Raw genomic sequence first — 12576 nt, 5'->3', positions numbered from 1 at the left:
GTCTCAAAGCTCCTGACACAAAGCCATCCATCGCCCGATCCCCGCGCTACGATACTTCTGCCGGTGCAATATGAAGTAGAACTGCCGGTCGAATTTACGGTAATCCGGCACCGCTAGCGGGATCAGGCTGCCGCGACGGAAAGCATCGGCAAGGCAGACCCGCGATAGGCAGCCGATACCCAAATTAGCCTCGACCGCGCGCTTGATGGCTTCGGTGTGCTCCAGTTCCAGCAGGATGTTCAGATCGGGCAGGATGCCATGCATACCGCGTTCGAAGGTCTGCCGTGTGCCCGAACCGGTTTCGCGCATGATCCAGGTGGCGGAGGTTAGATCGTTGTCATCGAGGCCGCTTTTATCCGCGTAAGGGTGCTCCGGCGAGCAAAACACCACCAATTCGTCCGATCGCCAGGGAATCACCTCGAGCTCGTCCGACTGCAGCTCGCCCTCAATTAGCCCGATATCCAATTCGAAATCCTTAACCCGCCTGGCCACCGTCTGAGTGTTGGCAACCTCCAATGAGACCCGGGCGTGGGGCTGAGTCCGCATGTAGCGCGCCATTACGCCAACCGCCAGGTAATTGCCGATAGTCAACGTGGCGCCGACCTTGAGTGCGCCAACTTCGGTATGCTGATCCAGTGCGAGTTCCAGTTCCCGTCCCTGTGACAGCAGGGCTTCCACTTGGGGGCGGAACAGTCTGCCAAGCTCGTTGAGTTGTAAGCGCTTCCCGACACGATCGAACAACTGGATATCGAACTGCGACTCCAGTTCCTTGAGGGCGCTACTGGCGGCGGATTGCGACATCGCCAGGGCGTCTGCGGCCCGCGTGATGTTCTGGGTATTGGCCGCGGCCAGGAAAACTTCGAGCTGGCGGAAGGTATATCTCATTATCGATTAAACCGAATAAGGTTATGAAAATATCCCATTTTGTCGATAGGTTACTCTTGGGGTAAGCTGCACTCAACTATTAGACATTTTTGTTCTGATTAAACAGCTGCATTGGGATAGATCGTTATGGGCAATATGAATCGCGAAACTGTAACAAGCGTTCGCCATTGGAACGACACGCTGTTCAGCTTTACGACCAGCCGTGACCCCGGCTTTCGCTTCAAGAACGGTCATTTCATCATGATTGGCCTGGAAAGCGACGGTAAGCCTTTGATGCGCGCTTACAGCATTGCCAGCGCCAACTACGAGGAGCAGCTCGAGTTCTTCTCGATCAAGGTGCAGGACGGCCCGCTGACCTCCAAGCTGCAAAAGATCCAGGTGGGCGACGAGATTCTGGTCAGCCGCAAGCCGACGGGCACCTTGGTGGTTGACCACCTGCTGCCTGGCCGCAATCTATATCTGATCAGCACCGGCACCGGACTTGCGCCGTTCCTGAGCATTATCAAGGATCCGGAAGTCTACGAGCGCTTCGACAAGGTGATCTTGACCCACGGCGTGCGCCATGTGACTGAGCTGGCGTATCAGGAAGAGATCACGGGTCTACCGGACAACGAATACTTCGGTGAGATGGTGGATGGCAAACTGCTTTACTACCCGACGGTGACGCGAGAAGACTTCCGCAACCAGGGCCGCCTTACCGATCTGATGGAGAGCGGCAAACTCATGTTTGATTTGGGTTTGCCGGCGTTCAACAAGGAAGACGACCGCTTCATGATCTGCGGTAGCCCGAGCATGCTCAAGGACACCTGCAGCATTCTGAATGCGCAAGGTTTCCAGGAAGCGCGTCACGGGGATCTGGGTCACTACGTAATCGAGCGCGCCTTCGTCGAGCGCTAAAAGCGCGGACGAGAGACGGACGTGTGGAAGGATGCAGGCGGGGGCTCGGTCCCATCCTGCGTCCCTAAGTTTATTCTAGCTAAACCCCTCCGGCCCCAGGTTTCTTGCCTCGGGGTCTTTTTTTTGATCTTTCGTTCGAGTCTCATTCAAGAACCAGATTGTCACGCGCCACGGCTAGGGTATCGGGTAGCTGCAGGTCGCCGCCGGCCATCAGCCACTGGTCCATGCTATGGTCGAGATGCGTCAGCCACGTGGTCTCGGGTTTTAGCCGGTCTACGAGCCCCAGCACAATGTTCAGGTCGTTGTGATTGCTTGGTGCGTCCTGCAGCGGGGGCCAGGTGCAGTCGATAATCAAGGTGAAATTTCCCCAGCCGGCTAGAAAGGCTTCCGTTTCTGCGGGCAACCCCACCGTGTCCGTAAGGTAGGCGATTTTTTGACCGCCACATTCCAGCGCATAGCCGTGACAAACCTTTGAATGGTTCAACGCCAGCGGCGTAACAATCACCGGCCCCAGTTTGAAGGGTTCACCAACCCGGCCTGATGGCATGAAATTCAAGATCCCGTGATGCTTGAACAGGTCGTCACAGCCGGTGTCGTCCGGTGGGCCGTAGACTGGGATCGGGGGAGCGACACCCCAGCGTAAACGGAACAAGCCATAGACATGGTCCATGTGGTAATGAGTTAGACAGATGGCATCGATATCGCCCGGCTGAAATCTTTCCACCAGATCGTGACGTCCGGCATCGAGCAAGATTCGGAAGTCGCCGGCTTCGACCAAAGCGCTGGCTGCACCGCGACTGTATTGTGGGTCGAGCCGGCCACGCTCGCAGGCCGGGCAATCGCACCCGAATACCGGCACCTGGCGCACATTACCCGTGCCCAGAAACGTCAGTTTCATTGCGCCGCTCCTTTTCGATGAACGCCAGAAATGCGGCTACCGTTTCTTCCACCGGGCCGCTGTTGTTCAACGCCAGCGTGCCGGCTGGGAAGGACTGCTTGAGGGCATGATGGCGCTTGAGCCGTTTGCGAATCTCATCCCGGCTTTCCCGGCCACGCCCGTATAAGCGCGATTCAAGCAGGCTGTCGGGAACATCGACCAGTACTGGAACCAGAGTGTCGCCAAACTGCTCCATCGCGTGCGGACAATGGGCGCGCGAGCCATTGACAATGACGTCGTATCCTCGCTCTAGCCAGCCACAGACGGTTTGTTCGATTCCGTAGCACAGGCCATGAGCCTCCCAGTTCAACACAAAGTTGCCGGATGCAAGCAGGCAGTCAAATTCCGCGCGTGAGATAGGCACATGTTCTTCGCTACCGTCATGCGCGGGCCGGGTGATGAAACGCCGGGCGATGTGAACCTGTGAGTAGGCGGGTAGCGACCGGGCGAGGGCTTTGAGCAGATAGTCCTTGCCCGCCCCCGAGGCGCCCATCACGTAGAACAGGCGCCCGGCTCGAGAATTGACTTCAGAAAACACGCTCGCCCTCCCGCCACACCTGCCGGATCACCGGCGAGAGCGTATCCGCACGGGCCAGCACAAGATCGGCTCGCTGGCCTTGGGCGATCTCGCCACGGTCGGTAAGTCCGGCACTTCGAGCCGGTGCCCGCGAGACGGTATCGATAGCACGAGGCAGCGTGTAGGCGGCGTTCTCGCGAGACAGCCGGAACGCACCGTCGAGCAGCGAGGAGGGGTAATAGTCGGACGAAAGAATATCCAGAACCTCGATCTCCGCCAGCGCTGACGCCGCCACGTTGCCTGAATGGGAGCCGCCTCGAACCACATTGGGCGCACCCATGAGGACCTTAAGTCCAGCCTCGTGGGACGCTTTCGCTGCGGCCTCGGTGGTGGGAAACTCGGCAATGGTCATGCCGTCGCTGCAGGCTTCGGCGACGTGTGCCTGGGTTGCGTCATCGTGACTGGCCAGGGGAATTCCCCGGTGGCGGCACGCGTCGACGACCGTGCGGCGGTATTGGCTGCTGAACTTCTCGCTGTTGGCTTTCTGGCTCAGGATGAAATCCTCCATCTGTTGCTCGCTAAGTCCGTACTTACCTTGATAGTACTGGCGGTATTTGTCTTCCCGCACGAACTGGCGCTGGCCCGGTGAATGATCCATGACCGACACCAAGTGGACCATCGGATGGTCTGCCATGACGCCAAACAGGTCCGGCAGACCTTCATAGGAGACTTCGCACCGTAGGTGTAGCAGGTGATCCGCACGATAAACGCCGGCCTCGCGCGCCTCATCCAAAGCATCGACCATATCCTGCAGGTAGCGCAAGCGATTGGAGTCGTCCATCACGTCGCCCAGCGACAGGGCGTCGAACACCGTGGTGATGCCTGACGCAACGATCTGGGCGTCGTGGGTCATGACCGCCGACCGGGCTGGCCAGCGGACACCCGGGCGAGGCGCAAAATGTTTCTCCAGATTATCGGTATGCAGCTCCACCAGGCCAGGGAGCAGGTAATCGCCGCCGCCATCGACGGCATGGGCCAGCGACGTGACGCCCTGATCGATGCGCAGGATTCGGCCGTTCTCGACAACCACGGTGCCGTCGAAGACTTCGGTTGCCGTGACAACCTTGACGTTGGTCAGGATCAACGAGTGACTCATGCGGTTTCCTCCATGTCTGCAACCGGGGCGATCTCGAAGATCCGGTCGGCCACCTGGTCCCGGACGTCGGTATCGTGAAATATGCCGACCAGCGCACTGCCGGCTTGTTTGGCGTCATGGATGAGCCTGACGACCTGTTCGCGGTTAGCGGGGTCCAGTGACGCCGTTGGTTCGTCGAGTAGAAGAATCGGATGCCCCACCGCAAATCCCCGGGCGATATTGACCCGTTGCTGCTCGCCGCCGGAAAAAGTGGCTGGCGCCAATGACCAGAGCCGTTGGGGGATGTTGAGCCTTTGCAGCAATGTGCTGGCCCGGGTTTCGGCTTCGTCGCGGTCGACGCCAAGTTCCAGCATGGGCTCCATAACGATGTCCAGCGTGGTGACCCGGGGAACCACCCGCAGGAACTGGCTGACGTACCCGAGGGTTTCCCGGCGCAGGCGCCAAATCTGACGCGGATGGGCTCGAGCCAAGTCTACCCAGCCCTGGGCGCCGCGAATCCGCAGGGACCCGCTTTGCGCACGATAGTTGGCATAAAGCAGGCGCATCAGCGTGCTCTTGCCGCTACCGGAGCGTCCGCCGAGCACGACGCATTCACCGGCGTCGACGTTCAGGTTGATGTTTCGCAGCACGTCCAGCGTGATGCCGTGCTGCTGATGCAGGGTGAACGACTTGGACAGGTTCTCGACCTGAATCATGGCCCCCATGTGACAATCTCCTGATCTGAGGGTTGCCCAACGGCAACCCGGGATAACGTGTGACGGGTCAGCCCGCAAGTACCGACGATACGAGCAGTTGCGTATAAGGATGCTGCGGATCGTCCAGTACCTGGTCGGTCAGACCCTGCTCGACGATGTGGCCCTGGCGCATCACCACCAGCCGGTGGGCCAAGAGGCGCGCGACCGCAAGATCGTGGGTGACAATGACCACTGCCAGATCCAGTTCACGCACCAGCTGGCGCAACAGGTCGAGCAAGCGGGCCTGCACCGAGACGTCCAGGCCGCCGGTGGGTTCGTCCATAAAAAGCAGCCGGGGGCGCGTGACCAGATTGCGGGCGATTTGCAGACGCTGCTGCATGCCTCCGGAGAAATCCCTCGGCAAGTCGTCCATGCGGTCGACATCGATTTCCACGGCGTTGAGCCAATGCTCCCCGGTCTCGCGGATGCGGCCGTAATGGCGCTCGCCAACGGCCATCAACCTTTCGCCGAGATTGGCGCCGGCAGTCACGCGCATGCGCAGACCGTCCCGCGGGTTTTGCTCCACCATGCCCCACTCGGTGCGGGCCAGTACGCGTCGCCGGGACTCGTTGAGCGTCAGTAAATCCACCGTGCCAAATTGGCTTGAGTGGTAGCTGACCTGGCCGTGCTGGGGGCGGAGCTTGCCGCTGAGGCAGCGCATCAGGGTGGTCTTGCCGGAGCCGGATTCACCGACGATACCCATGACTTCGCCTGGAAACAGGTCCAGCTCGATGTCGTCGCATCCACGGCCGTTGGCATAGTGGTGCGTCAGTTGGCGAGCTGCGAGCAGAGGTGCCGGCCGTGCGTCAATCTCACTTTCCGGCGTGACGGCGGGCGCCGCCAACGTTTCACTGGTCATGGCGGGCCTCCTGGCGCTGGCTGCAATAATCGGTATCGGAGCAGACGAATAAGCGTCCGCCCTGGTCGTCGGTCACCACCTCATCGAGGAAGCTCGCGTCCGCGCCACAAAAAGCGCATTGCGCCTCCCACTGTTGAACCTCAAAGGGGTAGTCCTCGAAGTCCAGACTGGTGACGTCGGTCCAAGGCGGGATGGCGTAGAGGCGCTTTTCCCGGCCGGCGCCAAAGAGCATCAGCGCCGGGCTATGGTTCATCTTCGGGTTATCGAATCGGGGGATGGGCGAGGGGTCCATGATGTAGCGACCGCTCACTTTGACGGGGTAGGCATAGGTGGTGGCGATATGACCAAAGCGCGCAATATCCTCGTAGAGTTTTACGTGCATAACGCCGTATTCCTCCAGCGCATGCATGGTGCGGCACTCGGTCTCGCGGGGTTCGATGAAGCGCAAAGGCTCGGGAATCGGCACCTGGAATACCAGGATCTGGCCCGCCCGTAGCGGGGTTTCGGGAATCCGGTGCCGTGTCTGGATCAGCGTCGCGTCGGTGGTTTTCTCGGTGGTGGCAACGCCGCATACCCGCTGGAAGAATTTGCGGATGGAGACGGCATTGGTGGTGTCGTCGGCCCCCTGGTCGATGACTTTTAAGGTGTCGTCTGCACCGATCACGGCCGCGGTGACTTGCATGCCGCCGGTACCCCAGCCATACGGTAGGGGCATTTCGCGCCCGGCAAATGGAACCTGGTATCCGGGAATGGCAACGGCTTTGAGCAGGCCGCGCCGCAGCATGCGCTTGGTCTGTTCATCCAGGTAGCCGAAGTTGTAGGCCGGGTCGGGACCGGTGGAACGGGTAAGGGGAGTGAGGCTCATGCGGGCTCCTCCAGATTGGGCGAGGCGGGACGTGAATCGTTTTCGCGATTGCCGCGCTTTGCCTCGTCTCGAAGCTGGCGCAACAGGGCCAGTTCGCTTTGGAAATCCACGTAGTGCGGTAGCTTGAGATGGGACACGAAACCGGAAGCCTCAACGTTGTCGCAATGGGCAAGCACGAAGGCTTCGTCCTGGGCGGGGGCATCCTGTGGCTCGTCCAGTTCCCGTGCCCTGAGTGCACGGTCGACCAGCGCCATCGCCATGGTTTTGCGTTCCGAGCGGCCGAAGGCCAGGCCGTAGCCGCGGGTAAAGCGCGGATCGGCACCTTCCAGCGCAAACTGATTGACCATATCGCACTCGGTAACGGTGATATCGCCGATGACGACGGCGAAACCGAGTTCTTCTGGATGAAGTTCCAGCGCCACCTCGCCTGTCCGGATTTCGCCCGCAAACGGGTGGTTACGGCCGTAGCCACGCTGGGTCGAGTAGCTCAGTGACAGCAGGAACCCCTCGTCACCCCGTGCCAAGGCCTGTAGACGGGTGGCGCGATCGGCGGGGAACTCCAGTGGCTCACGGGTGAGATCGGTGGCCGCTGCGGGGCCGGGCACTTCGGTTTCCAGCAGGCGGTCGTTATTCATGATGGCGTTGACCCGGGGCAACAAACCGCTCTCGGTGTCCGCTTCGGCCGGTGGTGCGGAATCGTGCCCTTCGGCCAGCAGCGCAAAGTTGAGCAGCCGGTGGGTGTAGTCATAGGTCGGACCCAATAACTGGCCCCCGGGCAGGTCTTTGAAAATGGCGGATACCCGGCGCTCAGCGCGCATGGCCGCTGTGTCCATCGGTTCGGTGCTTCCGAACCGGGGCAACGTGGTGCGATAGGCACGCACCAAAAAAATGGCTTCCACCAAGTCGCCGCTGGCCTGTTTAATGGCGAGAGCGGCCAGTTCTGGGTCGTATAGCGCGCCTTCATTCATCACCCGGTCGACTGCCAGGTGAAGCTGTTCACGAATTTGCGCGACTGAAAGTTCGGTGATGCCGGGATTCCCCCGGCGGCGGTGGGCCATGAGCGCATGCGCCTGGTCAATAGCCTGCTCTCCGCCTTTAACGGCAACGTACATCAGTGCTCCTCCTCTAACAGTTGAATCCGCGTGGTGCGAGGCAATCCCAGGAGCTGGTCAGCACTGACCAGCACGATGTCCAGGCCGGTTGGGAAGCGCTGGCGATTGTTCTCGAACAAGCGAAGGTGGTCGTCGGTGAGGCCGGAGACGTGCACAGGGCGGCAGTCTTGTATGCCCGGCCCGGAGAGCTGATAGGCATGTCCCTCGTCCAATGCAGGCACCTGGACAATGAGCGTTGTCGTCTGATGGGGTGTTTCATGATTGCCCGTTGCAAAACCGTCCAGGCAAGACCACTCATCGAGGGTCAGTACCGCGAAATCCGCCAAGTCGGATTCGGTGCTAATCGGTACGCCACAGTGGAAACGTAGATTGTCCTCGACACCGCGGTGGGCCAGCCCCGGGCTGATCCAAACCGCAGTATCGTTGTCGGTCAGGGTGAGCAGGGTTGCCCACGCCGCGGGGCAAAGGTCGCCCATCGGTTCGGGGCCGTCTAGCCCAACGATTACACCGGGCTCGGACATCGCCTTGAGAATGGCTTTGAAGGCTTGCTGGGATTGGTGTACGGGTTCCTCGAAGCCGGCCCAAAGCTGCTGACTTTGGCGTGGTGTCATGCGTTCTCTCCTCGGACCATCGTGAAGAAGTCCACCTTGGTTGCTGCGGCTTGGCGCGTCTTGCGTGTCTGTGCGGCTTGCCAGCGGCCACGGCAGGGTTCGATCAGCTGGTGCTGTAGCTCGTCGTACCGGCCGGTTTGCAACAGGGCGTCGAATAGCGCGGCAAGCTCGGCATGACGCTTGTCGCGACCGAGTACCCAGCTCATGCCAGTGGTTCCATCGTCCAGCGATAGCGCGCAGCGGGTCACGGTGACCTCGCCGAGGTTGAACGCTCCACCATTGCCACCCGTACGTCCGCGCACCATAGCCATGCCGCACTCCGGTGGACGTAGGTGGCGGTAGGCTGGGGGTGAATCCAACAGGGTCAGGCCGTCTTCCAGTTCTCGGATGGACGCGCGCGAAAGCACCGCCATCCAGCCCTGTCGCGCATGGGATTGGCTTTGGGTCATGGGGATATCTCCGGATCGGGTGTAACACGTAGTTCAAAGCGGTCGGCCCGGCACCGGGAAATGCTGTACTCGACGACCTCCCGGGTACCGGCGATCACATTGCGTGAACGAATAATGAGTAAAGGCTGATGGCGGGCGCAGCAGAGGTGTGCAATTTCGTCGCGCCGGGGCAGCGCGGCACTGATAAAGCTCTGCTGGCGTTGCAGGCGAAGACCGTAAACCGATTCCAGCACCGCGTGCAGCGAGCCGCCTTGGTAGTGATCTTGAATATCCGGTACCCGCGTGGCGATCAGGTAGTGGGATAACAACGTCATGGGGCGCCCGTCGGCCCGGCGCAGGGTGTCGATCCGGACGATGCCGGCTCCCGGCGCGATGCCCAGATGATGGGCTTCCTTGCGCCCAGCCTCCATCAGCGCAAAATCCAGCACCTCGGTCGAGGGATGCAGGCCCATATTCTCCAGCGCTTCGGAAAAGCGTCCGCGGGCACCGATTTCGTACTCGATGCAGTTGTTCAGGACTAGGGTGCCGCGGCCATGCTGGCGCTCCAGCATGCCGGCCTGAATGAGCTCTTCTACCGCCCGGCGTAGCGTGTGACGGTTGATGCTGAAACGATCGGCGAGCTGGTGTTCCGGCGGCAGGTATTCCCCGACCTGGAACTGCTCGCGAATTTCATCCTGAAGTTTCTGGGCTATAGCCTGATAAATCGCCATTTGGACTCCGTGGTATAGATATCTAGACAAGTGTGGATGCGGGCGAAGCTCCCACACTCAGATGAATCGCCTACGGATTCGCTGGGAGAGCACATCGAGCAGCGTGACCGTCGCCACAATCACGAGGATGACGGCGCAAGTTTCGGCGAACATAAAGCCGCGTATGCTTTCCCAAAGAATGACGCCAATGCCGCCGGCGCCGACCATACCGACCACCGTTGCGGAGCGGACGTTGGATTCGAAGCGATAAAGTGAATAGGAGATCCATAGAGGCAGGACTTGGGGAATCACCCCATAGATGATCTCGTGCACCGGCCTGGCGCCGGTGACTCGAACGCCTTCGACCGGCCCGTGATCGATAGCTTCGACAGCCTCGGAAAAGAGCTTGGCGAGTACCCCGGTGGTGTGAACGAACAACGCCAGAACACCGGCGAAGGGCCCTAGTCCTACAGCCACGACAAAGAGCATTGCAAAGACCATTTCGTTGATCGCGCGGCACGCGTCCATCGCCCGGCGAACCGGCTGGTAGATCCACCAGGGCACCAGGTTCTCGGACGATAAAATGCCCAGGGGGATCGCCATAACGATCGACAAAACCGTGCCCCAAACGGCGATCTGGATGGTGATAAGCATTTCCTCCAGATACAGGTCCAGGTTGTCGAAATTGGGTGGAAAGAAATCCCCTGCGAACACCGCCATGTTTCCCGCGTCGTTGATCAGCGTCATGGGTCGCATATCGGCGCCTTCCCAGGACACGATCAGCACGGCCACGAACAGGGCCCAGCCCAGCCATTGCCACAGCGAGGTCCGGCGGTGCCGCATATGGGCCTGTAGGTGTTGATCGACGTTGAGTGCGGTCACTCGGTTTCTCCTTGGATGAGCCGGGGCTCATGCGAATGCTAGTAGGTCCCCGGCTCGGGTTCGGTGATCAGTCGCGGGCGTCGAGGGCGGCCATGCGGCGTTCCAGGCTGGCTAGGTTTGCGTCTATCTCGGCCAGCTTGGTGGACTTCTCTTCGGCGGAGAGGCTGTCGCTGTTTTCGATTTCAGCGCGCTGCTTGAAGAGTGCGAGTTGACGGATGGGGATCAGTTGATCGTTGCTGGACGCTTTGAAAGGTGCCCACTGCAGATCGGCGAGAACGTTGGCTTCTCGCTCGCCCTTGCCGTAGTCCATGAAGAAATTCCAGATCTTTGTCTTGGCCGACTCGGGCAGATTCTTACGCCACACAATGGGATCGGCCGGAATGAGCGGTGATTTCCACAGGACTTTGATCTGTTCCGCCTTCTCTGGGTGGGTTTCCTGCAAACGAGCCAGGCTTTCGGTGTTGTTCGTGGCGAAATCCACTTGGCCGGTGGCGGCTGCCAGCAGATTGCTCTCGTGGTTGCTGTTCAGCACCCGCTTGAAAACGTTTTTGGGCTGAACGTCGCGCTTGGCAAAGACATAATAGGAAGGCACCAGGTAGCCTGATGTGGAGTTGGGATCGCCATTGCCGAATGTCAGCTCGCCCGGGTTCTTGAAGATATCGTCGACGGTGTTCAGCGGGCTGTCTTTGCTGGTCACCAGCAGAGACCAGTACCCGGGGTTGCCGGTGACATCGACGGTTTGGGCAAAGATCTCGCCGCCGGCGCGATCAATGGCTTCCATGGCAGATTTGTTGCCATACCAGGCCACGTCGACCTTGTCGAAGCGCATACCCTGGATGATGCCGGCGTAGTCCGGTGCGAAGAAGGCTTTCACCTCCATCCCTGTCTGCTTTTCCATGTCTTTCAGGAAGGGGTCCCAGACTTGCCGTAGGTTCTGTGAGCTTTCCGTGGAAATAATGCCAAAGTTCAGGGTTTTCATATCCTCGGCTACGGCCTGGCCGGTTAGGCCAAAGAGCACCAGGGCGGTGGCAATAAGCGATCGGGTAAGGGCTTTCATGACGTCCTCCAGACTGTCGGGTTTTTGGTTTTGCTATGGTTTTACTATGGTTTTTTGGTTTTACTATCAGCCGGCCTGGGCAGCCGCGACCAAAGTGGGGGTGTGCCGCGGGGCGGCTGATTCGGGACTGTCCACCCAATCCGGGTAGTGGCCGTAAAGCGCTCTTAGAGTGCTGGGGGATAGGTGCTCCGCAGGTCCGTCGTAGAAGATTTCGCCGTCTTTAAGGGCGACGACCCGCGGGCAGTATTCCAATGCGACGTCCACTTGATGCAGGGTGACCACAACGGTTTTGCGGTCCTTCTGATTGATGTCGCGAAGACTGGTCATAATGCGGCGGGAAGATTCGGGATCGAGTGAAGCAATGGGTTCGTCGGCGAGGATGACTTCGGCCTCCTGGACCAGCGCCCGGGCGATGGCCACCCGCTGCTGTTGCCCTCCGGAAAGCTGAGACGCGCGATTATCGGCGTGGTGGGCGAGGCCCACTCGCTGTAATGCGGCCATAGCCCTACGGCGCTCGTCGGGGGTGAATAGGCCCAGGGTCGCGCGCCAGGCCGGTATGCGTCCCAATCGACCGATCAGTACGTTGGTCATCACGGAACTGCGGCTGACCAGGTTGAACTGCTGGAAGATATAGCCGATATCGGCACGGGTCCGGCGTATGTCGCCCTTCAGGCGCCCGCCATGCATCACGTTCTTGCCGAGCACGTTGATGGATGCGTCGGCGTTACGGTCACCGCAGGCGAGTCCGGCAACGTGGCGGAGCAGGGTGGATTTGCCGGAGCCCGAGGGGCCGAGCAGCGCGACCATCTCTCCCGGGCAGATGCTGAGTTCAATGTTCTTCAGTGCCTTGTTAGCACCGAAGCTTTTGCTCAGCCTGCTGATGTCGATGACGGTGTCATGCCGCATGATTGCCTCCCGCAGTCGTC

At 60.2% G+C, this 12576-nt stretch carries 15 protein-coding genes; 1 reads left to right on the top strand and 14 read right to left on the bottom strand.

Features of this window, described 5'->3' with window-relative positions; translation table 11 throughout:
- Positions 1-3: 3 nt before the first annotated feature.
- A complete protein-coding gene (locus FXO11_RS11730; protein WP_148863145.1) occupies positions 4-885 on the bottom strand; it encodes a LysR family transcriptional regulator in 882 nt (293 codons plus the stop codon).
- 126 nt (positions 886-1011) lie between these two features.
- Here FXO11_RS11730 and FXO11_RS11725 point away from each other — a divergent pair, with 126 nt between their 5' ends.
- Complete coding sequence (locus FXO11_RS11725) at positions 1012-1782, top strand: ferredoxin--NADP reductase (RefSeq protein ID WP_148863144.1); 771 nt, start codon at positions 1012-1014, stop codon at positions 1780-1782.
- A gap of 142 nt (positions 1783-1924) precedes the next feature.
- On the opposite strand, the gene phnP is transcribed toward FXO11_RS11725, so the two are convergent.
- From phnP to phnC, 13 genes are all read right to left on the bottom strand, one after another.
- On the bottom strand, positions 1925-2680 hold the full coding sequence (phnP, locus tag FXO11_RS11720; protein WP_148863143.1) for a phosphonate metabolism protein PhnP: 756 nt from the start codon (positions 2678-2680) through the stop codon (positions 1925-1927).
- Complete coding sequence (phnN, locus tag FXO11_RS11715; protein WP_148863142.1) at positions 2652-3257, bottom strand: phosphonate metabolism protein/1,5-bisphosphokinase (PRPP-forming) PhnN; 606 nt, start codon at positions 3255-3257, stop codon at positions 2652-2654. The genes phnP and phnN overlap by 29 nt, the downstream gene beginning before the upstream one ends.
- Positions 3247-4392: an alpha-D-ribose 1-methylphosphonate 5-triphosphate diphosphatase gene (locus FXO11_RS11710; RefSeq protein WP_148863141.1), complete on the bottom strand. Its 1146-nt coding sequence runs from the start codon at positions 4390-4392 to the stop codon at positions 3247-3249. Before FXO11_RS11710 ends, phnN begins: the two co-directional genes overlap by 11 nt.
- The gene (gene phnL, locus FXO11_RS11705) at positions 4389-5096 is read right to left on the bottom strand and encodes a phosphonate C-P lyase system protein PhnL (protein WP_148863140.1); all 708 of its coding nucleotides are present in this window, start codon (positions 5094-5096) and stop codon (positions 4389-4391) included. The genes FXO11_RS11710 and phnL overlap by 4 nt, the downstream gene beginning before the upstream one ends.
- Before the next feature lie 58 nt (positions 5097-5154).
- A complete protein-coding gene (gene phnK / locus FXO11_RS11700) occupies positions 5155-5985 on the bottom strand; it encodes a phosphonate C-P lyase system protein PhnK (RefSeq protein ID WP_148863139.1) in 831 nt (276 codons plus the stop codon).
- A complete protein-coding gene (locus FXO11_RS11695; RefSeq protein ID WP_148863138.1) occupies positions 5975-6850 on the bottom strand; it encodes an alpha-D-ribose 1-methylphosphonate 5-phosphate C-P-lyase PhnJ in 876 nt (291 codons plus the stop codon). The genes phnK and FXO11_RS11695 overlap by 11 nt, the downstream gene beginning before the upstream one ends.
- Entirely contained in the window at positions 6847-7962 is a 1116-nt protein-coding gene (locus FXO11_RS11690; protein ID WP_148863137.1) for a carbon-phosphorus lyase complex subunit PhnI, read from the bottom strand. The genes FXO11_RS11695 and FXO11_RS11690 overlap by 4 nt, the downstream gene beginning before the upstream one ends.
- Entirely contained in the window at positions 7962-8573 is a 612-nt protein-coding gene (gene phnH / locus FXO11_RS11685) for a phosphonate C-P lyase system protein PhnH (protein ID WP_148863136.1), read from the bottom strand. The genes FXO11_RS11690 and phnH overlap by 1 nt, the downstream gene beginning before the upstream one ends.
- On the bottom strand, positions 8570-9022 hold the full coding sequence (phnG, locus tag FXO11_RS11680) for a phosphonate C-P lyase system protein PhnG (protein WP_148863135.1): 453 nt from the start codon (positions 9020-9022) through the stop codon (positions 8570-8572). The genes phnH and phnG overlap by 4 nt, the downstream gene beginning before the upstream one ends.
- Positions 9019-9732 (bottom strand): phosphonate metabolism transcriptional regulator PhnF, encoded by a 714-nt coding sequence (gene phnF, locus FXO11_RS11675; RefSeq protein ID WP_148863134.1) that lies wholly within the window; start codon positions 9730-9732, stop codon positions 9019-9021. The genes phnG and phnF overlap by 4 nt, the downstream gene beginning before the upstream one ends.
- A 57-nt stretch (positions 9733-9789) precedes the next feature.
- Entirely contained in the window at positions 9790-10554 is a 765-nt protein-coding gene (phnE, locus tag FXO11_RS11670) for a phosphonate ABC transporter, permease protein PhnE (protein ID WP_148864895.1), read from the bottom strand.
- Positions 10555-10660: 106 nt separating this feature from the next.
- A complete protein-coding gene (phnD, locus tag FXO11_RS11665) occupies positions 10661-11650 on the bottom strand; it encodes a phosphonate ABC transporter substrate-binding protein (RefSeq protein WP_148863133.1) in 990 nt (329 codons plus the stop codon).
- Between the two features lie 66 nt (positions 11651-11716).
- Complete coding sequence (gene phnC, locus FXO11_RS11660) at positions 11717-12556, bottom strand: phosphonate ABC transporter ATP-binding protein (protein ID WP_148863132.1); 840 nt, start codon at positions 12554-12556, stop codon at positions 11717-11719.
- Positions 12557-12576 lie beyond the last annotated feature (20 nt).

The organism is Marinobacter fonticola (genome assembly GCF_008122265.1).
In the GTDB taxonomy this organism is placed as follows: Bacteria; Pseudomonadota; Gammaproteobacteria; order Pseudomonadales; family Oleiphilaceae; genus Marinobacter_A; species Marinobacter_A fonticola.
This window is presented reverse-complemented; position numbering and strand designations above follow the sequence as displayed.

Coding starts and splice junctions, on each gene's coding strand:
- phnH (WP_148863136.1), bottom strand. CDS start 8,573: ATGACACCACGCCAAAGTCAGCAGCTTTGGGCCGGCTTCGAGGAACCC.
- FXO11_RS11730 (WP_148863145.1), bottom strand. CDS start 885: ATGAGATATACCTTCCGCCAGCTCGAAGTTTTCCTGGCCGCGGCCAAT.
- FXO11_RS11710 (WP_148863141.1), bottom strand. CDS start 4,392: ATGAGTCACTCGTTGATCCTGACCAACGTCAAGGTTGTCACGGCAACC.
- phnL (WP_148863140.1), bottom strand. CDS start 5,096: ATGGGGGCCATGATTCAGGTCGAGAACCTGTCCAAGTCGTTCACCCTG.
- FXO11_RS11695 (WP_148863138.1), bottom strand. CDS start 6,850: ATGAGCCTCACTCCCCTTACCCGTTCCACCGGTCCCGACCCGGCCTAC.
- FXO11_RS11725 (WP_148863144.1), top strand. CDS start 1,012: ATGGGCAATATGAATCGCGAAACTGTAACAAGCGTTCGCCATTGGAAC.
- phnK (WP_148863139.1), bottom strand. CDS start 5,985: ATGACCAGTGAAACGTTGGCGGCGCCCGCCGTCACGCCGGAAAGTGAG.
- phnC (WP_148863132.1), bottom strand. CDS start 12,556: ATGCGGCATGACACCGTCATCGACATCAGCAGGCTGAGCAAAAGCTTC.
- FXO11_RS11690 (WP_148863137.1), bottom strand. CDS start 7,962: ATGTACGTTGCCGTTAAAGGCGGAGAGCAGGCTATTGACCAGGCGCAT.
- phnG (WP_148863135.1), bottom strand. CDS start 9,022: ATGACCCAAAGCCAATCCCATGCGCGACAGGGCTGGATGGCGGTGCTT.
- phnF (WP_148863134.1), bottom strand. CDS start 9,732: ATGGCGATTTATCAGGCTATAGCCCAGAAACTTCAGGATGAAATTCGC.
- phnP (WP_148863143.1), bottom strand. CDS start 2,680: ATGAAACTGACGTTTCTGGGCACGGGTAATGTGCGCCAGGTGCCGGTA.
- phnE (WP_148864895.1), bottom strand. CDS start 10,554: ATGCGGCACCGCCGGACCTCGCTGTGGCAATGGCTGGGCTGGGCCCTG.
- phnD (WP_148863133.1), bottom strand. CDS start 11,650: ATGAAAGCCCTTACCCGATCGCTTATTGCCACCGCCCTGGTGCTCTTT.